The organism is Arthrobacter sp. Dra40, from assembly GCF_059091905.1.
This window is the reverse complement of the sequence record NZ_JBNHHB010000002.1, coordinates 1-21560: the sequence shown is the minus strand read 5'-3', so window position 1 is coordinate 21560 and position 21560 is coordinate 1. Positions and strand designations below refer to the sequence as shown.

The window sequence follows — 21560 nt, the reverse complement described above, 5'->3', positions numbered from 1 at the left end:
CAGGCCGTGGAGACACTGGAGGCCCTCGACCTTCACACAGAGTTTGCCCGGACTTTCCCCGTCCGCGCTAGCGTGAGCGCGTGGGCGGACTCTTCGTAGCGTTGGGCGACAGCTTTACCGAGGGCGTCGGGGACTACAACCCGAACTTCCCGAACGGGGTTCGCGGTTGGGCGGACCGGGTGGCCAAGCAACTCGGCAAGCAGGACCCGGACTTCCGTTATGCCAACCTTGCGGTACGCAGCAAGCGGTTGCACCAGATCATTGCCGACCAATTGGAACCGGCCATCGCCATGGAGCCCACACTCGTCTCCTTCTACGCTGGCGGCAACGACATCCTGGAATTCAAGCGGAGCATGCCGGAGCTCATGGCAGAGTACGAATCGGCCATCAGGCAACTGTCCGAAACCGGCGCGCGATTGATCCTTTTCACAGGGTTCGAGGTGATGCTGCCGCCGGTGCTGGAACCGATGCGGCGTCGAAACTGGGCCTTCAACGAGGCTGTCCGGCAACTAGCCCGCCACTACGACGCCGTGCTGGTGGACCATTGGGCGTTCGAGCGATACCAGGACCGCCGGATGTGGGACACGGACCGGCTGCACATGTCCTCGCTGGGGCACAGATACATGGCCGCCCGGGTGCTCGAGGCCCTCGGCGTCGACCACACACTCCAGCTGAAACAGCCCGAGCCGTTAGTACCGGCCGGCTGGCGGCAGGCGGTCCGTCGCGAACGTGATTGGTTGCAGGAGTGGGTGATCCCGATGTTCGGGCGAAAGTTTAAGGGCGTCACCTTGGGAGACAACCTGCCGCCGCGCTGGCCGGAGCCGGTACATGTCTCGCGCGGTCTGAAGAAGCTAGCCCGGCAGCGTTCGGCTGCTTCGGCAGGCAGATAAGCGCTCCGGTTGCCGCACCAAACCCGCCGTTTGCCGACCACGCAGACATATACGGAACGGTTGTGCCTGCTTGTTCGGTGGCGGTTGTACGCTGATGCCACGAAAGAGAGGCCTGCGGCGATGCCGCGTCGTCGGGTAGGGAGGCTGCCGCCATGACAGTCCAGGAACCGCGCGAGCCGGTGCCCGCGCTCGCTGTTCCGGCGGCGTTCCAGGAGCCCGTCGTCAAGGTCCGCCCCGGTTGGGTCACCGCCGTCGTGCTGACCAATCTTGGCATTAACGCGGCGTTCTTCGGCCCGCTGCAGGTCTTGCTGGCTCAGCAATCGCAGACGTTCGATGCGTTGAATAAGGAAGCCGTCCTCGCGCTGGCCACCGGATTCGGCGCTGCGGTGTCGCTGGTCGCGAATCCGATTTTCGGCGCGCTGAGCGACCGCACCACGTCCCGGTTCGGACGACGGGTGCCGTGGGCGCTCGCCGGCGGCATCCTGGGCTTCGCTGCGCTGCTGCTGCTTTCGGGCGCGCCCAACATTGCGGTGATGGTGATCGGCTGGTGCCTGGTGCAGGCCGGTTGCAACGGAGCATACGCGGCCGTTACCGCCAGCATCCCGGACCGCGTGCCCCGGCGGCAGCGCGGACAGATCGGCGGGTTGGCTGCCATCGGGCAGACGCTGGGCATCGTGATGGGCGCCGTGTTGGCGAACCTTGCCGGCGGTTTTGCCGCCGGTTACCTTTACTGCGCCGTGTTCCTGCTGGCCAGCATCATTCCGTTCGTGATTGCCGGCCGGGATACCCCGCTGGACAAGAAAGACCGCCCGCCCTTCGCTTGGTCGAGTTTCCTCAAGAGCTTTTGGATTTCCCCTGCCAAGCATCCAGATTTCGGCTGGGCTTGGCTGACCCGATTCCTGGTCAACCTGGGCAACAACATCTTCACCCTCTACCTGTTTTTCTTCCTGCAGGACGCCGTGGGACATCCGAACCCCGCCGCCGGTGTGCTCCTGCTGACCGGTATCTACGCCGCCATGGTTGTGCTGATGGCCTTGCTCGGGGGACCACTGAGCGACAGGGTGGGACGGCGCAAGCCGTTCGTGATCGCGTCCTCGGCGACCATCGCGACCGCCTCCGTGATCGTGGCTGTTACTCCTGCGTGGCCGGCGGTGATCACGGCCGCGATGGTCCTCGGAGCGGGCTTCGGCATGTTCCTGGCCGTGGACTTCGCCCTGCTCACGGAGGTTCTGCCCAGCGCTGCGGACCGCGGCAAGGACATGGGGGTCATCAACATCGCGGCTTCGTTGCCACAAGTCATTGCCCCGCTGATTGCTGCCCCCACGGTGCTCTACCTCGGCGGCTACACCGCGCTTTTCGTCCTGTCCGCCGTCATCGGCCTGCTAGGAGCGGTCTTCGTGGTCAAGATCAAGGGCGTGCGCTAGCACGGAGGCGCGGTTTCAGTACCCCGGCGGCCGGTGGCGCCCGCTGCACAACCTAGCAAGCTGGGCGGAATGACGTACGCCGAGGTGTTGATAGCAAGTTTGCTTACTAATTCTTTCTGTGTTTATGGTGAGGATGCAGTCGAAATGAAAGGAGAACGTGATGGCAGACCAGAACAATCCCGGACAGTTCGGAAACCGTGAAGACACGGAGCAGCAGGCCAGCAAGGGAGGCCAGGCCAGCAGTGGCAGTTTCGGCAGCGAGAATAGCGCCGATGCCTCCGCCGCCGGCCGGATGGGCGCAGAAGCCCAGCCTAACGAAGCTAAGGCGGCAGGCGGTGCAAACAGCCATCAGGGAAACAACTCCTGACAAATGCTGAAGGAACTGACGAGGAGGGGTGAACCTCTCCTCGTCAGTTCATTTCAAGACCCCCACAGCGCTCCGCTTGCGGACAGTGGCAATACCCGCCCTGTTTTTTCCGGCGGCTGGAATGCGCGGTGAGGAAGTGCGGGCCGGCGGCCCTGAGAAGGAGGACAGATGAAGGCTTTGACATGGCAGGGAAAACGCTCGGTGAGCGTCGAAGAGGTTCCGGATCCACGAATCCAGGAGCCCACGGACGCGATCGTCCGCATCACCTCGACCGCCATCTGCGGTTCGGACCTGCACCTCTATGAGGTACTCGCCCCGTTCATGGACAAGGGCGACATCATCGGCCACGAGCCTATGGGGATCGTCGAGGAGGTCGGTTCAGCCGTCACGCACATCAAAGCCGGTGACCGTGTGGTCATCCCGTTCAACGTATCTTGCGGCCACTGTTTTATGTGCAAGCAGGGCCTGCAGTCGCAATGCGAGACAACCCAGGTCCGGGAGTACAACAGCGGTGCGGTTTTCCTGGGCTACTCCCGCCTCTATGGCTCGGTGCCTGGTGGGCAGGCCGAGTACCTGCGCGTCCCTCATGCGGACTACGGCCCGATCAAGGTCCCCAATACGGGTGAGGACGAGCGCTACCTCTACCTCTCCGACGTCGTGCCCACCGCTTGGCAGGCCGTGCAATACGCTGCGCCGCCGGCTGGCGGCTCCTTGGCGGTGCTGGGCTTGGGGCCAATCGGCCAGATGTCAGCCCGCATCGGACGGCATCTGGGCTACCGCGTACTCGCGGTGGACCCGGTTGCCGAGCGCCGCGCCATGGCCGAGCGCCACGGCATTGAGACGCTGGATTCCTCCGGCGATGTGCCCGAGCGGCTGAGGGACCTCACGGATGGCCGCGGCCCGGACGCCGTGGTGGATGCGGTCGGGATGGAGGCCCACGATTCGCATCTAGCGGGCTTGGCCCACAAAGCGGTGGGGCTGCTACCGTCTCCGCTGGGACGCAAGGCGATGGAGACGGCAGGGGTGGACAAGCTCGACGCGCTGTACACCGCCATCGACGCCGTCCGGCGCGGCGGCACCATCTCGATCAGCGGGGTGTACGGCGGCATGAAGGATCCGCTGCCGATGCTCACGATGTTCGACAAGCAGCTCCAACTGCGCATGGGCCAGTGCAACGTGAAGTCCTGGATCGACGACCTGCTGCCGCTGGTCGATGACCCCTCGGACCCCCTCGGCGTCCTCGACCTCAAGACGCACACCGCGTCCTTGGATGAGGCACCGGCGATGTACGAGATGTTCCAGAAGAAGGAGGACGGCTGCATCAAGGCGGTGCTCAAGCCGTAGTCCCCGGGTCCGGCGACGAAGCCCGGTCCACGCGTCCGGGCTTCTCAATCGGGGTCTTGGACGCCTCAACGGCGCGGGAGGGGAAAGGGGAAACCAGAATCCTCGGAGGAGCCTCGGGGCCCTTGGCTTCCGCCGCCGACAGGAGGACGATTAAAGGTATCGAGACGAAGGAGGTTCGTGATGTGCTACGCCTCGAATAAGGATTTCGGTTGGCGCTTCAGGAAGGAAAACGAGCGCACGCCGGAAACCCGCCGGGAAGACCAGGACACCAAGGGCGAGACCTGGACGAAGTCCGATGACTCCGAAGTAAACGCATTCCTTGACAAGTCCCCAGTCGACGAACCGGCCAGAGACCGGGCGTTGTAGCCGAAAACCGTAGATAACCATTGAAGCCCCGCAGAGCACCTGCGGGGCTTCAATCGCGCCCAACTTCGTCGCCGTGACCGCCTGAGCAGGAGAGGTCCTAGGCGGCAGAAACCCGGCGGTGAGCCCTAATGCGCCGCCGTTGATGCCCTCTAGCCTTTTCTTGGTGTCAAGTGCGTCATATTCTGGACCCGTTGCAGCTTGCTTTTGAAAGATAGCCCGACCCTCCGGAGCCGGTCCCTCGCTCAAGAAGGAGGCGCACCGTGGCCCATATCCAATTGCTGGGCACCGGCGGTACTATCGCCTCGCGCAGCCATGGCACGCGGGGAGCTGTCGCAAGCGACGCCTCATCCGCGCTGGTCGATACCCAGTACGGCGATGTCACGGTCAGCGCCCGCGACGTACTGACCATCGGCAGCTACCGGCTCGATCTGGCCGACCTGCGCCGGATCGCTGAGGCGGTCGGGCAGGCGGTTGCGGATCCAGACATCGACGGCGTGGTGGTCACCCACGGAACGGACACACTGGAGGAAACGGCTTTCCTGCTCGACCTCGTGCATGCTTCGCCCAAGCCAGTGGTGGTCACTGGCGCCCAGCGGACTGCCGATAGCCCCGACGCGGATGGGCCACGCAACGTCGCAGAGGCTGTCCGCGCAGCAGCCGACGAGCATTTGCGCGCGGCCGGAGCGTTGATCTGCTTTAACGGGACAGTCCGTTCCGCCCGGGGTGCTCGCAAGGTACATACGACCGCGGGCAGCCCTTTCGGCGGAGGCACCGAAGTGGCGCACATGGCGGGCAACCAGCTTGTAGTGACAGCCACACCCCGCCGCTACCCGCCGTTGCCGGGCCTGTCGACCGGGTTCGATAACACCCGGGTGGAAATCATCACTGCCTACCCCGGCGCGACGCCGGAGTTGTTGGACCACGCCGTGCAGCTCGGCAGCCGCGCCGTCGTGCTGGCCGGTACCGGGGTCGGCAACGCGGGGCCGGGGTTCGCCGAGGCCGTCAAGCAGGCGACGGGGAATGGTTGCATCGTGGTGCTCAGCACGCGGGCCCCGTCGGGACCCGTGGTCCCGACCTACGGCGATGGCGGCGGCATCGATTTGGTCGAAGCCGGAGCCATCCCCTCGATGGACCTCAACCCCTTCCAGGCGCGCATCCTCACCGCCGTCCTGCTTTCGTTCGGCAAACCGCTAGAAGAATTCCCGGCAGCGTTCGAAACCTACCTCTAAGAACATCCACCGCCACCAGAGGAGACATTATGTCCAAGAAAATTTACGTCTCGGTCGGTATAGACGTCGACGCCGTCGGCGGCTGGTTGGGTTCCTACGGGGGAGAGGACTCCCCGGGCGACATCTCCCGCGGGCTCTTCGCCGGCGAGGTCGGCGTGCCCCGGCTGCTTCAGCTCGCCCAGCGCCGTCAGATGCCCGTGACCTGGTTCTGGCCGGGGCACTCCGTTGAGACGTTTCCAGAGCAGTTTGACGCCGTCGTTGCTGCCGGGCACGAGATCGGAGTGCATGGCTATAGCCATGAAAATCCCATCGCCATGACCCGAAAGCAGGAGACCGAAGTGCTTGACTACTGCACCGATCTCATCGAGCAGCGATCCGGGCGCAAGCCAGTTGGGTACGTGGCTCCTTGGTGGGAGTTCTCCCCGGTGACCAATGAGATCCTGCTTGAGCGCGGGTTCCTCTATGACCACTCGTTGATGCACGACGACTTCACCCCGTACTACGTGAGGGTGGGGGACAGCTGGACCAAAATCGACTACGAAGCCGAATCGGCCCGGGAATGGATGAAGCCGCTGGTGCGCGGCCAAGAGACCGACCTCATTGAAGTGGCGGCGTCGTGGTATCTCGACGATCTGCCGCCGATGATGTTCATCAAGTCCAGCCCCAACAGCCACGGCTTCGTCAGTCCCCGGGACATCGAGCAGCTCTGGAAAGACCAGTTTGACTGGGTGTACCGCGAGATGGACTACGCAGTGTTCCCCATCACCATCCACCCTGATGTCTCGGGCAAGCCGCAGAACCTGCTCATGCTCGAGCGGCTGTTCGACCACATCCAACAGCATGACGGCGTTGAGTTCGCCTTCATGGAAGACCTCGCGCGGGACTTCGCCGCCCGCCACCCCCGAAAGGACTCCTGAGAGTCCTTGCGTCACGGAAAGCAACTGCCATGTCATCGCTTCGTTCTCCCGGCGGCCGCTCCGTCGAGCCGTGGAATGTCCCCATCACCAAGAAGACGATCACGCAGGTCTCGGTCGTCTGCTTCATCGCCTGGGTCGCCTCGGTCTATGACTACACCCTTTTCGGCACCCTGCTGCCGGTCATCGCCGATGAGTTCGGATGGTCAACAGCTGAATCGACTGCCATCAACACCTTCGCAACGATCGGCGTTTTCATCGTCTCCCTGCTCGTTGGCACCATCCTCGATCGGATGGGTCGCAAACGGGCCCTCATCATCCTCATGCTCGGCGGGGCTGTGGCTTCCGGCCTGACCGGCCTCGCGGCGGGCGCCGTAAGCCTGATCATCATCCGTTCCTTCACCGGGTTCTCCATGTCCGAGGAGGTCGTCAACGCGGTCTACCTAAACGAGATCTACAAGGAGGCCAAAAGCCGGGGTCTGATGTACTCCCTGGTACAGGGCGGGTGGCCGGTCGGGGCCCTTATTTCTGCGGGCCTCTCGGCGCTGCTGCTGCCGATCATCGGCTGGCGCTGGACCTTCGTGGTGGCCGCCGTCCTGTCCCTGGTCGTGGTGGCCATGGCCTTGCGGTTGCCCGAATCGCCCACCTTTGCCGCAATGCAGGAGGTCAAACGCCGCCGTGCCAGTGGCGACGTCGACGGCGCCCATCGGCTGGCAGACGAACACGACCTGGAGGAGGCAGCCCACCATGCCACCGGTGTCAAGGACGTCTTCACCCCCGAGTTGCGCTGGCACACCATCCTCCTGGCCCTGTCATGGTTCTTCAACTGGCTCGCCATCATGGTCTTCTCAGTCTTGGGCACCACCATCCTGGTCGAAGCCAAGGGGGTCTCCTTCGACAACGCCCTGGTCATTCTGGTCCTGGCTAACGCGGTGGGCTTCGTAGGCTACGTCTTCCACGGCTGGCTCGGTGACAAAATCACCCGGAAGCGCACCGTCGTCCTCGGCTGGCTGGCGGGTGGCATCGTCAGCCTGATCATGCTGCTGGGCCCGAGCAATTCGGCTGTCATCATCCCGCTGTACGCGCTGACCCTCTTCTTCCTCACCGGCCCCTATGCGGCGCTGCTGTTCTATATGGGCGAGTCCTTCCCCGCCCACGTCCGCGGCATGGGCACCAACGTGGCCCACGTGATGGCGCCAGTCGGCGGCATCGCCGGCTCCGGCCTGCTCTCCATTCTGCTCGCCGCCGGCGTGAATACCGGATGGGCGGCGATCATCACCGGCACCGGCGGGCTGTTCGTCTCGGCTCTATGCATGGCCGGCACGCGCACCATCCGCGATGCCCATCAGCGGACGACGGTGATCGCATGACCACCAATGACGCCAACCGCAAGAACGACGGAAGGACGGTGGTCGCGTGAACCGCGACGACGGACTCGAGGGCAAGGTCGCCGTGATCTCCGGCGGAGGCAGCGGGATCGGCCGGGCGCTGGCCGTAGCCTACGCCCGGGCCGGCGCCCACAGTGTGATCGGCTACCTCCCCTCGGATCCTCACGACGCAACGGACACAGTCCGCGCCGTCGAGGATGCCGCTGGACGCTGCGTCGCCGTCCCCATGGACGTGCGCCGATTCGAGGACACGGAGAAACTCGCCCAAACCGCGCTGGATGAGTTCGGCCGGCTGGACATCTCGGTGGCCGCGGCCGGCATTCTGCGCCGGGCGCCACTGGCAGACATGACCGACCAAGCCTGGGACGACATGATGGCTGTGGACCTTTCCGGCGTCCTGCGGGTCTTCCGCTCCTGCAGCATGCGGATGGACGGCGGCGGTGCGATGGTCGCCACGTCCTCGATCGCCGGCGGCGTTTACGGTTGGGAAGAACACAGCCACTATGCCGCCGCCAAATCCGGCCTGCTTGGCCTGTGCCGGTCTTTGGCTGTGGAGTTGGCCCCGCGCCGGATCCGGGTCAACGCTATTATCCCTGGGCTTATCGAAAGCCCGCAGTCCTTGGACCCAGTGCACTCATTGGGCCGGGAGGGCCTCGACGCCGCCGGATCCATCATCCCGTGGGGCCGCGTTGGCAACGTCGACGAGGCCGCCCGCGTAATCCGCTTCCTCACCAGTGACGACTCGGCCTACATCACGGGACAACAGCTCATTGTCGATGGCGGGCTGACCGTCCGCTGGCCGAGCTGAGTGTCGGACAGGAGTTGAGATGGAACGACAGCTCGCAGACAAGATCGCCGTCATTTCCGGCGGAGGCAGCGGGATCGGTGCGGCCATCGCTCTGCTCTTCGCCCAGGAGGGCGCCGATGTGGCGCTGCTGGACCGGGACGAACAGGGCGCAGCGGCCGTAGCCGCCGAGGCCGGCACCTTCGGCGGCCGCACCGCAGCCCTCGCTGTGGACGTCACCGACGGCGAAGCAGTCCGGCGGGTGATGGACGACGTCGCAGACACGTTCGGCGGCATTGACATTTTGGTCAGTGCCGCTGGCATTCTCGACGAGACGCCGCTGCTGGAAATGAGCGAAGCGACGTTCGATAAGACCCTCGCCGTGGACCTCAAAGGCGTGTTCCTGGCTGCGCGTTGGGCCGCGCCCCATATGGTGAAGCGCGGCGGAGGCCGGATCATCAACATCGCCTCGCAGCTCGGGCTCAAGGGCGGGGTCGGTTTGACTCACTACGTGGCCGCCAAGGCAGGGGTGATCGGCATGACCAAAGCCATGGCACTGGAGTTGGCCGAGCACCACATCCTCGTCAATGCGATCGCCCCGGGGCCCATCTTTACTCCGCTGATCGACGGACTCTCCGAAGAGTGGAAGGCCGCCAAACAGGCGGAGCTTCCCATCGGCCGCTTCGGACACGTCCACGAGGTAGCGCCCACGGCCTTGCTGCTAGCCTCCTCGCCCGGTGGAGACCTGTACACCGGGCAGACTCTGGGCCCGAACAGCGGGGACGTGATGCCGTAACCGAGCCCAAGGTCGTGGGCGTTCGTTTCGCAGCCAGGCTATTGGGCGTAGGCCTCCAATTCGACGATCCGCGAGTACTTGTGGTCGTTCGAGTCGTAGGTGACGACCTGCACTTTGTCCGCCTGGACAGGAGCAAACGTTGCGGTGATCCGGCCGACCTCGTTGCCTCTGACCTCCTTGACCGTCTGCCATCCGGTGGAAGTGTGCACCTGGATGTCGAAGTCCCGGACCCCCATCACTGCGGCGGGGTACTTCGCGGAGTCGAGAGTGTAAAGCTCCACGCGGCCGATAGTGCTTTTCGCCGCGAGGCTGACGCCGTAGGTGTCCGGGAAGACTCCCGACGTCGCGTCGTGGGTTCCGCTCCCGCCCCACTGGGCGGAATCGGTGTTGCCGTCGACCCCGCCGCAGAGCTTGACGTTGCTGTGGGTCGAGGAGGCGTAGGCCTGTTCCCCCAGCGCGAGGTTGTCATCGGCGCCGCGCTCCGGGACTTCCCCAACCTCCAGCCACACGTCCTGGGAGTCCTGGCCGGGGACGCTGAGCGTCGCCTTGTAGTAGCCAGGTTCTGCGGTCCGGGGTAGGGCGACGTTAATTTCGGTGTTGACCGTCTGGTCCGGGGCCGCCGCGGGCAAATACGTGGAGAAGATCCGCTGGGAGAGCGTCAGGGGTGCCTGCACGGTCAGGTCCATGTCGGTGTACAGGGACTCGTCGGTCGTGTTGGTCATGCCCACCGTGAAGCCGCCGCCGGGCAGGCAAGGCAGCGGTGAGGACACGGTCACCAGACTCGGTGCGCTGATCAGGACGGCCGGGGGCGCGCTGGGCGCCTTGTTTTTGCGCCCGCCTTCGTTGGCGAGTGCTGCTCCGGCCAGCGGTACCGCAAGCAGGGCGGCGCATGCGGACGCCGCGACGAGGATTTTGGTAGGTCGCTGCATTGTCATGTCTCCTTGGTCAGCGCTGGATGCCGGCGACGCCGTTGGCCACCGTGAGGGTGGTGCGGGTGTTCATTGACCCGGTCTGTTCGGTAACTCTGTCCGCCACGCGGTAGTCCGCGCTCCATTCCTCCGGCGTCACCGTGCAGCTGACGTAGCCGCGCTGCCGGTTGGCAAACGCGATGTGCGGCCCCTCGGCCACGATGGTCCGGGTCCAGCTGTCCTGGTCCGCTCCGTCGCCGGCGGAGGAGATCGAGGTGCCGACGAGCTCGGCGCCGACGGTCGGAGAATCCGTATTATCGAAGTCGAGCTTGAGATCGGCGCCGAAGTTGGCGTGGACGTCACCGGTGAGCACGACCAAATTGTCCACCCCGCGCTCATGGACTCCGCCAAGGACACGGTCACGGGAGGCCGAGTAACCCTCCCATGTGCCCATCGGCGAGGACTGCCCTTCGCCGGCCGAATTGTCGGCGCGCATCATCATGACTTGCTGGGCCAGCACGTTCCAGCGGGCATCGGAACCGCCGAGGCCGTCGAGGATCCACTTCTCCTGCACGTCGCCCGTAATGGTGCGGTTCGGGTCACAGGTCGCATCGCTCGGGGCGCGCCAGCCGCCGTCGTCATGAGAGCGGTACTGCCGGGTGTCCAGCACGGAGAACTCCGCGAGCCGGCCGTACTTAAGCCGCCGGTAGAGCTGCATGTCCGGCCCTTTGGGTTCCTGCGCCATTCGGAGCGGCATGTGCTCCCAGTAGGCGCGGAAGCCGTTGGCCTGGCGGACAACGAACTCCGGGGACCCCATCGGTGACCAGTCGTTCTCAACCTCGTGGTCATCCATCGTGACCACCCAGGGCGCCGACGCGTGCGCCGCCTGCAGATCCGGGTCCTGCTTGTACAGGGCATAGCGGAGTCGGTACTCGTCGAGCGAGACGCAGGGGCCCTGGGCCTCCGCCGGGACCGCTTGCTTGCGGAGCCCGCCGTCGCCCGGCACACCGGTTTCGTAGATGTAGTCGCCAAGGAAGAACACGAGGTCGTGGTCCCGGGCAGCGATGTCCCGGTGGGCGGTATAGAAGCCGTCGTTCCATTTCTGGCATGAGGCGAAGGCAAGAGTGAGGGCAGAGATCTCCGCGTCCGGGGCCGGGGCCGTGCGGGTGCGCCCGACCGGGCTGAGTTGCCCGTCCACCCGGAACCGGTAGAAGTAGTGCCTCCACGGGCGTAGATTGCGGACGTCGACATGGAGGGTGTGTGAGTATTCCGGCCGCGCGGTCGCGGTCCCTGACTGCACCACCTTGCCGAACCGTTCGTCCTCGGCGACCTGCCACTGAACCTGGACGTTACGGCTGGCCATCCCGCCGTACGGTTCCAAGGGTTCGGGTGCCAGGCGGGTCCAGATCACGACGCCGTCCGGCAGCGGGTCGCCGGAGGCCACCCCGAGCGTGAACATGTCCCGCGTCTCGCGGCCACGGGGTGCCGCGTCAGCGGTACGGATGCCTGCCAGGGTGCCGGTGAGGGCGAGGGCCGCAGCTGCTGCAGTGCCGGTAAGGAACCGGCGCCGGGTAGCGGTCGCTGCCTGAAGGGTTTCAAGGTAATTGTCGGGGCGCACGAATGTGAGCCAACCGGGCAGGAGTGAACCGTTTGCCGCCCCGGCATGGCGGCAGCCTAAGCGCCGGATGAACGTTACGACAGCACTGTTGTCGCGCCTCAACCTCGTTGCAGCGACCGCCTGAGCTGGAGATGTCCTATGCTGTAGACCCCGCTGCGAACCGATGCTCTTCCTCCGCGTCGATGTTCAGTTTTGCAGCAGGACCCGATCCCCACAAAGGCCAGCACGGGCCCGGCGGAGCGAACCGCCGGGCCCGTGCTGGCCGAAGTGCCGGGGGTTACTCCACGACGTCGAAGGTCAGTGTCTCGGTGAACTCGCGTCCGTGGACGTCGGTGGCGACGACCTCGGCGGTGTGCTTGCCGACTTCGAGGTCGGCGGGCAGCTCAAGCCGCCAGAGGTGCATGGAGCGGTCGGCCAGGCCGCCGCCGTGGACGAACTGCTCCTGGATGGCCGACGGGTCTGACCACTCGGCTCCGATGAGCGGAGTCTCGCCCTGCATTTGCTGGGTGCGGACGGCCTCGGTGGCGCCGCGGCCGTCCAGCGTGACCTTGACGGTGGACCCGGTGCTGCCCATCCAGAAGTTGGTGGTCAGCCAGGTCTGGCCGGCCAGGTCGTCTCGCGAGACTTGCAGCGGATTCTCGAGGGCTGGAGCCGTGCCGCGGGGCTTGGTGACGTTTTCGGCGTACCAGGTGCGGTAGGCCGGGGTGTTCAGGCCCAGGGCCATCTGTTCGGTTTCGTCTCCGCCGCGGATGCTGAAGCGTTCCTTGACCTCGGTGTTCTTGATGTCCAGGGTCAGGACGCCGGGAGGGGTTCCGTCACGCTGCACCGAGGTGGGGTAGCCCTCCTCGAGGACTCGTCCGCCGTACCAGTGGCCCGACACTGCCGGGACGGTCAGGTGCGTGTACGGCAGGCCCGCGTCGCCGACCTCGTCGCGCCAGCCGGCCATGAGATCGCCTTCGCGCAGGTTCTCCGCCATGTGTGTGTGCCCGCCGAGGGAAACGACCTCGCGGCCCTCAAGGATCCCATAAATCTCCTCCAGCTGCTTCACGGTGTGGGAGTCGCTGTAGAAGAACTCAAGCAGCGGGCTGTGGCCGGCCAGCACGATCACCCGGTCCTTGGGCACCTTCGCGATGTCCGCGCGGAGCCACTCGAGCTGACGCTCGCCGAGGGCATACGTGTAGCTGCTCTTCTTCGCGGGGATCGTCGTCGGATATTCGATGTTGCTCAGGGCGACGACGTGGGCCTTGCCAGCGTCGTACGAGTAGTACTCCGGGCCGAACTGGCTGCGGTAGGTGTCGAACTCGTGCTCGCCGTCGAGGGCGTCGAAATCAAGGTCATGGTTGCCGGGGAGGAACCGTGCCGGGCCGTTGAGCATGGCCGTCAGTTCCCGGGTCTGCTCGAAGAGGGAAAGGTCGTCGCCCACAATGTCACCGATGAACAGGGCGCCGCAGCCGGCATAGTCGGTGCGTGCGGCCAGATCGGTGAAGACGCCGTCACGCGCGAACTCGACCTCTTTCTGGTTGTAGGTCTGGACGTCGGCGCCGAAGGCGCAGTGCTGCTCCGGCGACTGGGTGAGCTGGCTCTGGGCCAGCGGGAAGTTCACCGCCTCAGGTAGCGCTCCGGTCGGGGCGATCCCGCCGTACTTCAGCTCCGGCGAGCCTTCGGGCAAGTGGTTGTAAAAGAACTGGGCGACGTTGTCCTCGTCCACCGGCACCTGGTAGCCGCGCGGCTGGGTGACGAAGACGGTCATGTTATCGAAGGCCGGCAATTCGTAGCGGCCGTGGCTGTCCGTCTTAACGACGTCGCGGCCGTTGGAGACGGTGACGCCGCGCAGACCGGGCTCGTTGACGTCCTGCTTTGAGTTCTTGTTCTTGTCATTGAAGACGGTGCCATCGAGGGTCTGCTGGTCTGCATCCGGACCAATAACGACGTCGACTCCTCCTCGGTAGGCGGAAGCGGCCCAGTCGTTTTCGGCCGGGGCAGGGCCGGGCGGCACAGCGCTGGCGGCGGGACCAACCATGGTGCCGGCGGCCAGCAGAGCTAGGGCGCCGACGGTCAGGCGCAGCGGCCGGGACAGCCAGGCTGTTTGTGGAGTGGGGGACGGTTGCATGAAACGGACCTCCGGTCGAGTGATTGCCCGCCGTTCACAGTGGCCGGCACCGACAACTGTTGCCCATGTCAATGAACGGGCAACGACGGAGGAGCGATGTCCGCGCCGCCTGCTGGTTACTCGGCCTAGCCGGGAGTTAACAGTTTCAGTCCACGCTCCTCACCGTCGAAACCCTCGCCGGGGCGCCATGGCGCCGTGAGGAAGGTTGGCGGCATGCCATTTCACGGAGCTGTAGCGCCGAAAGGCCGGGGACAAGTCACTGGCCTAAGCCCGGGCGGAAGTGTCGGTCTCGTTAAGAAATGGACTTGCTGGTTGCCACCTCTGTCATTCGGTGTTTGGCTGACACAATCGGCCACATCTCAGAGAGGGCACTATGGGCGCATCAAGGATGTTGAAGACCACGATGCGGGTCGGTGTTTTGTTGGGCATCATCGCCGTGCTGCTGATCGCGTTCAGCCCACTGATTCTTGGCAACTTCGGAACAACAACCGTTGTTGCAGATGCGCCCGTCGCCATGGCGGTATCAACGATCTACTTGCTCATAACGGCTACATTTTTACCGTTTTCCGCGGCGCTCATCTCCGCGTCGCTCGTCATGCGCCATGCGGAATCGCTCCGCGACGTGCAGCGCAACTCGTAGGGAACTCCGTAAAGTCGCCCTGCCTTGAACGCGGAAACTCGGCGACAGGTCCTGGCGTCATCACCATAGGAAGCGACAGCGCCGAACGGCCTCAGCTGATTTTGCGACGGTAAATGGCCATCGCGATCACGTAGGCGGCGACGAGGACGCCGACCAGCCAGGCGAGGGCGGTCCAGATGTCATTCCTGACGGATTGCTGGGTGAAGAGGGCGCGGATGGCGTTTACGATGGACGTCACGGGCTGGTTCTCGGCGAACCAGGCGACGGGAGCGGGCATCGAACTGGTGGGTACGAACGCCGAGCTGATGAAAGGCAGGAAGATCAGCGGGTAGCTGAACGCGCTGGCGCCCTCGACAGTCTTCGCGGAAAGCCCGGCGATCACCGCGATCCAAGTCAGCGCGAGCGTAAACAGGATCAGGATGCCGGCGACGGCGAGCCATGCCGCCACGGATGCTCCGGTGCGGAACCCCATGAGCAGTCCGACGCCGGTGACGATCGCGACTGAGGCCAGGTTGGCCGCCAGCGAGGTGAGCACGTGCGCCCAGAGCACGCTCGACCTGGCGATCGGCATGGACTGGAAGCGTTCGAAGATACCGCCCTGTAGGTCGAGGAACAGCCGGTACGCCGTGTAGGCGATGCCGGATGCGATCGTGATGAGCAGAATGCCGGGCAGTAAATAATTGACGTACGACTGGTTGGATCCGGTATTGATCGCGCCGCCGAGCACATACACGAACAACAACATCAGCGCGACCGGGGTGACCGCGGTGGTGATGATGGTGTCGGGGCTGCGGAGGATGTGGCGCAGCGAGCGGCCGGTGAGGACACCGGTGCCGCCGAGGACGTGGGCGGTCATCGGGGTTCCTTTCGTGCCGTTTCTTTGTTGTCGGCGCGTTCAGCGCTGGTGGTGTCTGCCTCGCCGGTTTCAGCGACCACGGCCAGGAAGACGTCCTCAAGGGAGGGCAGCTTCTCAACGTATTCGACCGTGGTGGCCGGGATGAGTTGCTTGAGTTCGGTGAGGGTGCCGTTCTGGATGATTACTCCCTTGTGCAGGATGGCGATGCGGTCGGCGAGCTGCTCGGCCTCGTCGAGGTACTGCGTCGTGAGTAGCACGGTGGTGCCCTGGCCTGCGAGTTGCTTGACGGTCTGCCATACCTCGGTGCGCCCCTGCGGATCGAGCCCCGTAGTCGGTTCGTCGAGGAAGATGATCGGCGGGTTCCCGATCAGGCTCATGGCGATGTCGAGCCGGCGTCGCATGCCGCCCGAGTACGATGACGCCTTGCGGTCGCCTGCGTCGGTGAGCGAGAAGCGGGTGAGGAGGTCATCGGCGATCGCGGCCGGCTTCTTCAGGTGGCGAAGCTTGGCGACCAGCATTAGATTCTCTCGCCCCGTGAGCACTTCATCGACCGCAGCGAACTGGCCGGTGAGGCTGATCGACTCGCGTACTTCGGCAGGCTTCGCGGCGACGTCGATGCCGTGAACGGTGGCGGTACCAGCGTCGGCCTTCAGCAGTGTCGAAAGGATCCGCACCAGCGTGGTCTTTCCCGCGCCGTTCGAGCCGAGCAGCGCAAAAATACTCCCCGCCCTCACATCGAAGTCGACGCCTCGCAGTACGTGCAAGTCCTTGAACGATTTCTCGATGCCCCGTAATCGGATCGCGGGTTCAACAGTCACTTTTGCTCCTCCCGCTCGGCGTCCTCAATCGCCTTGGTCAGGCGCGCACGCTCCTTGTCGATCCACTGCTTACCGCTGTAGGCCTGAGCGAAGTTCTCGGCAAAGTCGATCGGGTCGTCGCCCACGATCTCGCGTAAGGGCGTCCCATCGGCGGCGGCGCGCTCCCAAAGGTCGGCCAAGTCGCCGAACATCGCCATGAGGGTCTCACCATCGGTGATGCCTCCGTAGTGCATGAAGTAGCGGTGCATCGCTTTGGCGGCACTTCCGTACGGCTCGGGGAGGGAATCGATACGGGCCTTGTCCTGCTTGTACCGCTTCTTCTGCTCAAGTGATCCGGTGAGGGTCTCGATCCACTTTGCTGCCATGATTACTCTCCTTCATCCTGCGGGTGTTCGATGCGGTGGTGGAGCCGTTCGATGCGTTGTGCGAGGAAGGTCCAGGCTCCCCAGAACTCGTCGAGGCACTCGCTGCCCAGGTCGTTGATCGAGTAGACCTTGCGCGGGGGCCCTTTCTCGGACGGAACCTTCGTCACGTCAACGAATCCGCGCCGCTCAATCCTGATCAGCAGCGCATAGATGGTGCCCTCTGCGATGTCGGAAAAGCCCTGTTCCCGCAGCCGCGCCGTGATCTCGTATCCGTAGGCCGGCTGCACGGCCAGGATTGCGAGAACGATACCCTCGAGCGTGCCCTTGAGCATCTCGGTCATTTGCTTCGCCATGGTGCCCTTCCTCAGCTACTTAGTCTTGCTGACTACTGGTAGATAGTAACACTGAATAGCGGCTGCGCAAGGTGTGGATTCAGCTCACAAGCCAGCTGTCTGTCCCGGAAGACCCGGGCGGCGGCCGTACCCCGACGCCCCTACTGTTTCTACGGTGCGTAGAATTGATATGTCCGGTCCGCTCGCCAGTGAAAGGACGTTCATGGACTTCTTCCTCGGGCTGCCGCTGGGGTGGGCCATCGCCGCGCTGTTCGGCGGTGCGATGATCCGGTCTAACGCCACGTACTGGCTGGGCCGCGGTGTTGCCGCTGGCTGCCGCCACACCCGACTGGAGAAGCATCTGGACGGGCCGCTGATGCGCCGGGCGGAAGCGATGACGGCCAGGTTCGGACCGTTCGCGGTGACGCTGTGCTTCCTGACCGTCGGCCTGCAGACCGCCGTGATCGGCAGCTCGGGCATCGCCCGCATGCCGCTGCGCCGCTTCCTGCCCGCGGTCATCGCCGGCAGTTTGCTGTGGGCCGTCGTCTACGCCACGGTCGGGTTAGCCGCGATCGCGGCCTGGGTCGCCCTCATTCTGGCGTCCCCGTGGGCGGGGGCAGGCGCAGCGGTGGTGATCGCCGTCGTCGTATATTCCTTGGTGAAGCGGAGGCGGCGCGCCAAGCGCCATCAGCAGACGGCGGACGACGGCGGTGCTCCGGTTGGGCGGGAAAGTCCGGTCGAGCGGCAAAAGGCATTCCCCGGCCCTCACTGTCCGGACCTATCGGCGAGCCCTGCAGTTCCGGTGCGCGGAGGGGGCGACGCTCGCCGACGGTGATCGTGTCCCCGGCCACCGCAACGTCCTCGGCCATCGGAGTGACCACAGTGCCGCCCGTTCCATGGCCAAGCCGATGGTTCCCGGACCAGGCATCATTCGCTGTAGGCGATGGCCCAAATCTGCGGGCGGAGGATAATGGTGCGCGATGAGCACGGTCCACCATCCTTCCGCTCCGCGGCGTGGGCAGCGCCTGTGGGTGCTGCTGCGTCCCGCCCTGACCGGCGTCGCCCTTGGGGTGGTTTATTACGCGCTGCCGCTCAACCGGCAAGGCTCCATCCCTGGGCTTTTGATCGGCCTTGGCGCGCTGGCCGCGCTGGTCGCCTGGCAAATACGGGCGGTGACCAGGTCGCCGTCGCCGCGGCTGCGCGCCGCGGAGTCGTTGGCCACGTCGATCCCGCTTTACATTGTCCTGTTCGCCATCTCCCACGCCACCATGTCCTCGTGGGACCCGGACGCCTTCTCTGAACCGCTGGACCGAACCGACGCCTTGTACTTCACCATCACCACGCTGGCCACGGTGGGATTTGGTGACATCGTCCCGGTAACGCAGGCCGCGCGAATCGCCGTCATGGTGCAGATGATCACCGGGCTGATGCTTCTGGGTCTGGTGATAAAGATTTTCCTGGGCGCAGTGGAGGTCGGCCTCAGGAACGCCGGGGGCAGGCCCGCAGGCCAGGCCGAGGCCGACGGGTTTGCACCAGAACACGGCGACGGCGAGCCAACCCGAGCTGACGGGCCTGAACCCGGCACAAGCGGCCCCGCCGGAAGCGGCCCCGCCGGTCGGTAAGCGACAGGCCGGAGCCAGACAAGCCCGAGCTACCAGTCAGCGCCGGGATTCATTGGTGCTGCACCCGATGTTCCGCCCGGTGATGCGCCCGGCGAACTCGGCTGCTGCTCAAACCTGAGGGCCCGCGCTTTGACGTGTTCGAACTCTTGCTGGTTGATCGCGCCGGAGTCCAGCAGTTCCTTGGCTTTTGCTATCTCATCGGTCGGACTCGTGCCGGCCACCCCGCGGATGTACGACTCGGTATCCATGCGCATCGCCTGCGATGCTTCGTGGCTGCGCTCGGCCATTCCCCTGCCACGCGCGATCAGATAGATCAGTGACGTCAGGAAGGGCAGGAAAAGCAGGAAGATCAGCCACAAGGCCTTCAGCCACCCGTTCAGCGACTTGTCACGGAACAGATCGGTGATGATTCCGAACAGTACGAAGAGGTAGGCGATGAAAGCGAACGCCCAAAAGAACCACCAGATTGTGTCCCAAAACGATTCCCCGAAGTTCATGGCACCCACCTCCGATTTCCCGGCACCACCGCACCGGATAGCTTAGAGCCCTTCCAGAACGTGCGCGCAGTCTACAACCTCGCCGGGCAGGACAGTCAAGACCCCGGCGCGTGGGCCGCAGGGGTATCAGCCGCCGAAGCCCCACGCGAACGGCCGGCCTGCGACCCGGACTCAGCGGCGCCGTGCCATCAGCCGACCGCGGATAGTCAGGACAACCCTATTAGTGTGGGGTGAATGGAAGCACAGATTATTGCGACCGTCGTCTGCGGTCTGCTCATCGCCGTCGGCATTGCCGGAATCGTCGTGCCCGTTTTGCCCGGCACCATCACCATCGGCATTAGCCTGCTGGTCTGGGCCATCGCCCTGCAGAACACGGTGGGCTGGGTGGTCTTCGCCATCGGCATGGTGTTCGTGGCGGCCGGCATGCTGGCCAGTCTGGTGCTGACCGGCCGGCGGTTGAAGCAGCGGCAGGTGCCCAACTGGTCAGTCCTGGTCGCCGTGCTGACAGGCGTGGTCGGAATGTTCGTGATTCCCGTGGTGGGGCTGTTCATCGGGTTTGCGGCCGGCCTGCTGCTCAGCGAATACGCCCGACGGCGGCACTTCGGCCAGGCGGTTGGGGCCAGTTGGGCGGCGCTCAAGGCCGTAGGCCTCGGGATGCTGGTGGAGCTGGGCTGCGCGTTCGCGGCCGGGGCCGTCTGGGTGGTCGGCGTGCTGGTGCTGTTCGTCTAGAAATCAGTCCTGCTTGAGCAGACCGGTGGTCCGGTAGGGGATGACTTCGCGAAGGAACATCTGCGTGGATGTGCGCGTGATGCCGGGGCAGAACCGGATCTCCTCGCTCACCCGGTATAGGTCGTCCGGGCTGTGCGCCACCACGCGGATCAGCAGGTCGGTATCGCCGGCCGGGGCATGGCATTCCAGCACTTCCGGAATCTTCCGCAGGGCTTCCACTGCATCATTGAGCTTGCTCTGGTCCAGTTCGGCGCTCACCATCGCCATCACCCCGCGGTCCAAAGCCTGCGGAAGCACCCGGGCCGAGTGAGTGCGCAGACACCCCGAGGCTGCGAGACGTTCCAGTCTGGAGTGGACGGTGCCGCGGGCCAGGCCGAGCCGCTGCGCCAACATCATCACCGGGACCCGCGGGTCCTCGTCCAGAGCGAGCAGGATTCGCCGATCGGTCGCGTCCAGTTGCTGCAATTTGACCACTTCCTGCCGATTGTCGTGCGACTGCTTGAACAATCTGATCAAGTATAAGGCCGCCTCTTGCACGGATTGTAGCCATGCTGTTGGAATGGCTACCAGATCGGGCGAAGTCACAAGCCGTAGCCCGCTGAGGTACACAGTCCAAGCTCACGACGCCGGGGCAGTGTTTGCGGGCCCGCGAAGCCCGGACCTTGTTGTTCACACAGCCGAAGACCCCTGCCAGTCCGGATTCCGGACCGTCAGGGGTCTCGCTGTTGATGGGGTTAAGGGTGTCTGTTGCTGGATGGGCGCAGGCTCAGGCGGCATTCGCCGGAGCGTTGCCGTTGAGCGGGGGAGTGTTCTGCTTCTCACGCGGTTGGAAGAATCGCTTGTAGCCGAGGAAGAGCACGATGGCCAGGCCCACGGTCACCACGATGAACGAGAGTGTGGTGTTCCCGGACATAAAGCTGCGCGTGATGCTGTAGATCAGTGTGAACAGGCTGCCGAGCATCACGCCGTTGGCCAACACCCGGTTGCGCCTCTCGACCACCAGGCTCAGACCGAGTAGGACAACCGAGCTGGTCAGCGCCGCGATGGTGACGTTGCGGTTGTAGATTTCGGATGCTTCCTTGTACTCGCGGAAGGCTGCTTCTTGCCGGATCTGCACCTCCCGCTGCTTCGCCAGCTCCTCATCCGTCGGGTTAGTCTTCTCGAAGATCATCTCCACCGGGTACTCCGGCACCTCCGGCGGGGCATAGAACGTGCGGATGCCGAGCCCGACGAAGAGCGCGATGATGACCCCCAAAAAGACCGTGTAGACGGCCTTGAGAACTTTGTTGTCCATGGGCAGAGTTTATGGCGCGGGTTCGTCTTGCCCGTGAGGACGCCAGTGAGCGCTGCACATTCGTTATCAGAATCGGCGATCGGGGCGGAGCGCTGGTTGTGCAGGACACCACGGCAGCGTGTCAGGCGCGCAACACTGCATCCTGCCAGCTTGGCGATCGACGTGTCGCGGTCTTATGATCAAACGCAGTGGCACGGGGCTTTAGCTCAGTTGGTAGAGCGTTTCGTTCGCAATGAAAAGGTCAGGGGTTCGATTCCCCTAAGCTCCAC

The 21560-nt window shown here is 64.6% G+C and carries 24 protein-coding genes and 1 tRNA gene; 15 read left to right on the top strand and 10 right to left on the bottom strand.

Annotated features, from left to right (window positions below; all coding sequences use genetic code 11):
• Positions 1 to 80 precede the first annotated feature (80 nt).
• The 10 genes from AC5RWT_RS01555 to AC5RWT_RS01510 all read left to right on the top strand — a co-directional run bounded on the left by AC5RWT_RS01555 (position 81) and on the right by AC5RWT_RS01510 (position 9502).
• Positions 81 to 890 (top strand): SGNH/GDSL hydrolase family protein, encoded by an 810-nt coding sequence (locus tag AC5RWT_RS01555; RefSeq protein ID WP_494078852.1) that lies wholly within the window; start codon positions 81 to 83, stop codon positions 888 to 890.
• Positions 891 to 1042: 152 nt separating this feature from the next.
• Positions 1043 to 2314, top strand: a complete 1272-nt coding sequence (locus AC5RWT_RS01550; RefSeq protein WP_494078851.1) for an MFS transporter — start codon at positions 1043 to 1045, stop codon at positions 2312 to 2314.
• Between the two features lie 160 nt (positions 2315 to 2474).
• Positions 2475 to 2681, top strand: coding sequence for a stress protein (locus tag AC5RWT_RS01545; RefSeq protein ID WP_494078850.1), 207 nt, complete (start codon positions 2475 to 2477; stop codon positions 2679 to 2681).
• Between the two features lie 168 nt (positions 2682 to 2849).
• A complete protein-coding gene (locus tag AC5RWT_RS01540; protein ID WP_494078849.1) occupies positions 2850 to 4025 on the top strand; it encodes a zinc-dependent alcohol dehydrogenase in 1176 nt (391 codons plus the stop codon).
• Positions 4026 to 4205: 180 nt separating this feature from the next.
• Positions 4206 to 4391, top strand: a complete 186-nt coding sequence (locus AC5RWT_RS01535) for a hypothetical protein (protein WP_494043077.1) — start codon at positions 4206 to 4208, stop codon at positions 4389 to 4391.
• Between the two features lie 260 nt (positions 4392 to 4651).
• Positions 4652 to 5620, top strand: coding sequence for an asparaginase (locus AC5RWT_RS01530; RefSeq protein ID WP_494078848.1), 969 nt, complete (start codon positions 4652 to 4654; stop codon positions 5618 to 5620).
• Between the two features lie 29 nt (positions 5621 to 5649).
• The gene (locus tag AC5RWT_RS01525) at positions 5650 to 6537 is read left to right on the top strand and encodes a polysaccharide deacetylase family protein (protein WP_494043075.1); all 888 of its coding nucleotides are present in this window, start codon (positions 5650 to 5652) and stop codon (positions 6535 to 6537) included.
• Between the two features lie 29 nt (positions 6538 to 6566).
• Positions 6567 to 7904, top strand: a complete 1338-nt coding sequence (locus tag AC5RWT_RS01520) for an MFS transporter (protein ID WP_494078847.1) — start codon at positions 6567 to 6569, stop codon at positions 7902 to 7904.
• 46 nt (positions 7905 to 7950) lie between these two features.
• Positions 7951 to 8730 (top strand): SDR family NAD(P)-dependent oxidoreductase, encoded by a 780-nt coding sequence (locus AC5RWT_RS01515; RefSeq protein WP_494078846.1) that lies wholly within the window; start codon positions 7951 to 7953, stop codon positions 8728 to 8730.
• 19 nt (positions 8731 to 8749) lie between these two features.
• Positions 8750 to 9502 (top strand): SDR family oxidoreductase, encoded by a 753-nt coding sequence (locus tag AC5RWT_RS01510; protein ID WP_494043072.1) that lies wholly within the window; start codon positions 8750 to 8752, stop codon positions 9500 to 9502.
• 38 nt (positions 9503 to 9540) lie between these two features.
• On the opposite strand, the gene AC5RWT_RS01505 is transcribed toward AC5RWT_RS01510, so the two are convergent.
• The 3 genes from AC5RWT_RS01505 to AC5RWT_RS01495 all read right to left on the bottom strand — a co-directional run bounded on the left by AC5RWT_RS01505 (position 9541) and on the right by AC5RWT_RS01495 (position 14138).
• A complete protein-coding gene (locus AC5RWT_RS01505; protein ID WP_494078845.1) occupies positions 9541 to 10431 on the bottom strand; it encodes a galactose-binding domain-containing protein in 891 nt (296 codons plus the stop codon).
• Positions 10432 to 10447: 16 nt separating this feature from the next.
• Complete coding sequence (locus AC5RWT_RS01500; RefSeq protein ID WP_494078844.1) at positions 10448 to 12028, bottom strand: alkaline phosphatase D family protein; 1581 nt, start codon at positions 12026 to 12028, stop codon at positions 10448 to 10450.
• Positions 12029 to 12305: 277 nt separating this feature from the next.
• A complete protein-coding gene (locus AC5RWT_RS01495; protein WP_494078843.1) occupies positions 12306 to 14138 on the bottom strand; it encodes a calcineurin-like phosphoesterase C-terminal domain-containing protein in 1833 nt (610 codons plus the stop codon).
• Between the two features lie 391 nt (positions 14139 to 14529).
• On the opposite strand from AC5RWT_RS01495, the gene AC5RWT_RS01490 reads away from it, so the two are divergent.
• Positions 14530 to 14778: a hypothetical protein gene (locus AC5RWT_RS01490; RefSeq protein ID WP_494078842.1), complete on the top strand. Its 249-nt coding sequence runs from the start codon at positions 14530 to 14532 to the stop codon at positions 14776 to 14778.
• Between the two features lie 91 nt (positions 14779 to 14869).
• Here AC5RWT_RS01490 and AC5RWT_RS01485 read toward each other — a convergent pair whose 3' ends face one another.
• From AC5RWT_RS01485 to AC5RWT_RS01470, 4 genes are read right to left on the bottom strand one after another with little or no spacing between them, the layout of a single operon-like run.
• A complete protein-coding gene (locus tag AC5RWT_RS01485; protein WP_494078841.1) occupies positions 14870 to 15634 on the bottom strand; it encodes an ABC transporter permease in 765 nt (254 codons plus the stop codon).
• Positions 15631 to 16452, bottom strand: a complete 822-nt coding sequence (locus tag AC5RWT_RS01480) for an ABC transporter ATP-binding protein (protein WP_494078840.1) — start codon at positions 16450 to 16452, stop codon at positions 15631 to 15633. The genes AC5RWT_RS01485 and AC5RWT_RS01480 overlap by 4 nt, the downstream gene beginning before the upstream one ends.
• Positions 16449 to 16817 (bottom strand): DUF1048 domain-containing protein, encoded by a 369-nt coding sequence (locus tag AC5RWT_RS01475; RefSeq protein WP_494078839.1) that lies wholly within the window; start codon positions 16815 to 16817, stop codon positions 16449 to 16451. The genes AC5RWT_RS01480 and AC5RWT_RS01475 overlap by 4 nt, the downstream gene beginning before the upstream one ends.
• A 2-nt stretch (positions 16818 to 16819) precedes the next feature.
• Complete coding sequence (locus AC5RWT_RS01470; protein ID WP_494078838.1) at positions 16820 to 17170, bottom strand: PadR family transcriptional regulator; 351 nt, start codon at positions 17168 to 17170, stop codon at positions 16820 to 16822.
• Between the two features lie 202 nt (positions 17171 to 17372).
• Between AC5RWT_RS01470 and AC5RWT_RS01465 the strand changes: the two genes are divergently transcribed.
• Both AC5RWT_RS01465 and AC5RWT_RS01460 read left to right on the top strand, forming a co-directional pair.
• Positions 17373 to 17984: a DedA family protein gene (locus AC5RWT_RS01465; protein ID WP_494043067.1), complete on the top strand. Its 612-nt coding sequence runs from the start codon at positions 17373 to 17375 to the stop codon at positions 17982 to 17984.
• Positions 17985 to 18129: 145 nt separating this feature from the next.
• The gene (locus tag AC5RWT_RS01460) at positions 18130 to 18771 is read left to right on the top strand and encodes a potassium channel family protein (RefSeq protein WP_494078837.1); all 642 of its coding nucleotides are present in this window, start codon (positions 18130 to 18132) and stop codon (positions 18769 to 18771) included.
• A gap of 29 nt (positions 18772 to 18800) precedes the next feature.
• Here AC5RWT_RS01460 and AC5RWT_RS01455 read toward each other — a convergent pair whose 3' ends face one another.
• On the bottom strand, positions 18801 to 19268 hold the full coding sequence (locus AC5RWT_RS01455) for an SHOCT domain-containing protein (protein ID WP_494078836.1): 468 nt from the start codon (positions 19266 to 19268) through the stop codon (positions 18801 to 18803).
• Positions 19269 to 19502: 234 nt separating this feature from the next.
• On the opposite strand from AC5RWT_RS01455, the gene AC5RWT_RS01450 reads away from it, so the two are divergent.
• Positions 19503 to 19997 (top strand): DUF456 domain-containing protein, encoded by a 495-nt coding sequence (locus AC5RWT_RS01450; RefSeq protein WP_494043064.1) that lies wholly within the window; start codon positions 19503 to 19505, stop codon positions 19995 to 19997.
• A gap of 3 nt (positions 19998 to 20000) precedes the next feature.
• Here the strand turns inward: AC5RWT_RS01450 and AC5RWT_RS01445 are convergent, their stop codons facing one another.
• Both AC5RWT_RS01445 and AC5RWT_RS01440 read right to left on the bottom strand, forming a co-directional pair.
• Positions 20001 to 20462: an Lrp/AsnC family transcriptional regulator gene (locus AC5RWT_RS01445; RefSeq protein WP_127512479.1), complete on the bottom strand. Its 462-nt coding sequence runs from the start codon at positions 20460 to 20462 to the stop codon at positions 20001 to 20003.
• 301 nt (positions 20463 to 20763) lie between these two features.
• Complete coding sequence (locus AC5RWT_RS01440) at positions 20764 to 21291, bottom strand: hypothetical protein (RefSeq protein ID WP_494078835.1); 528 nt, start codon at positions 21289 to 21291, stop codon at positions 20764 to 20766.
• 195 nt (positions 21292 to 21486) lie between these two features.
• Between AC5RWT_RS01440 and AC5RWT_RS01435 the strand changes: the two genes are divergently transcribed.
• Positions 21487 to 21559 (top strand) — tRNA-Ala (locus tag AC5RWT_RS01435).
• Position 21560 lies beyond the last annotated feature (1 nt).

Excerpts from the sequence above, each read along its gene's own strand:
- AC5RWT_RS01550 (WP_494078851.1), top strand. The coding sequence starts at position 1,043 with ATGACAGTCCAGGAACCGCGCGAGCCGGTGCCCGCGCTCGCTGTTCCG.
- AC5RWT_RS01545 (WP_494078850.1), top strand. The coding sequence starts at position 2,475 with ATGGCAGACCAGAACAATCCCGGACAGTTCGGAAACCGTGAAGACACG.
- AC5RWT_RS01540 (WP_494078849.1), top strand. The coding sequence starts at position 2,850 with ATGAAGGCTTTGACATGGCAGGGAAAACGCTCGGTGAGCGTCGAAGAG.
- AC5RWT_RS01535 (WP_494043077.1), top strand. The coding sequence starts at position 4,206 with ATGTGCTACGCCTCGAATAAGGATTTCGGTTGGCGCTTCAGGAAGGAA.
- AC5RWT_RS01525 (WP_494043075.1), top strand. The coding sequence starts at position 5,650 with ATGTCCAAGAAAATTTACGTCTCGGTCGGTATAGACGTCGACGCCGTC.
- AC5RWT_RS01520 (WP_494078847.1), top strand. The coding sequence starts at position 6,567 with ATGTCATCGCTTCGTTCTCCCGGCGGCCGCTCCGTCGAGCCGTGGAAT.
- AC5RWT_RS01510 (WP_494043072.1), top strand. The coding sequence starts at position 8,750 with ATGGAACGACAGCTCGCAGACAAGATCGCCGTCATTTCCGGCGGAGGC.
- AC5RWT_RS01505 (WP_494078845.1), bottom strand. The coding sequence starts at position 10,431 with ATGCAGCGACCTACCAAAATCCTCGTCGCGGCGTCCGCATGCGCCGCC.
- AC5RWT_RS01495 (WP_494078843.1), bottom strand. The coding sequence starts at position 14,138 with ATGCAACCGTCCCCCACTCCACAAACAGCCTGGCTGTCCCGGCCGCTG.
- AC5RWT_RS01485 (WP_494078841.1), bottom strand. The coding sequence starts at position 15,634 with ATGACCGCCCACGTCCTCGGCGGCACCGGTGTCCTCACCGGCCGCTCG.
- AC5RWT_RS01475 (WP_494078839.1), bottom strand. The coding sequence starts at position 16,817 with ATGGCAGCAAAGTGGATCGAGACCCTCACCGGATCACTTGAGCAGAAG.
- AC5RWT_RS01470 (WP_494078838.1), bottom strand. The coding sequence starts at position 17,170 with ATGGCGAAGCAAATGACCGAGATGCTCAAGGGCACGCTCGAGGGTATC.
- AC5RWT_RS01465 (WP_494043067.1), top strand. The coding sequence starts at position 17,373 with ATGGACTTCTTCCTCGGGCTGCCGCTGGGGTGGGCCATCGCCGCGCTG.
- AC5RWT_RS01460 (WP_494078837.1), top strand. The coding sequence starts at position 18,130 with ATGAGCACGGTCCACCATCCTTCCGCTCCGCGGCGTGGGCAGCGCCTG.
- AC5RWT_RS01455 (WP_494078836.1), bottom strand. The coding sequence starts at position 19,268 with ATGAACTTCGGGGAATCGTTTTGGGACACAATCTGGTGGTTCTTTTGG.
- AC5RWT_RS01450 (WP_494043064.1), top strand. The coding sequence starts at position 19,503 with ATGGAAGCACAGATTATTGCGACCGTCGTCTGCGGTCTGCTCATCGCC.
- AC5RWT_RS01440 (WP_494078835.1), bottom strand. The coding sequence starts at position 21,291 with ATGGACAACAAAGTTCTCAAGGCCGTCTACACGGTCTTTTTGGGGGTC.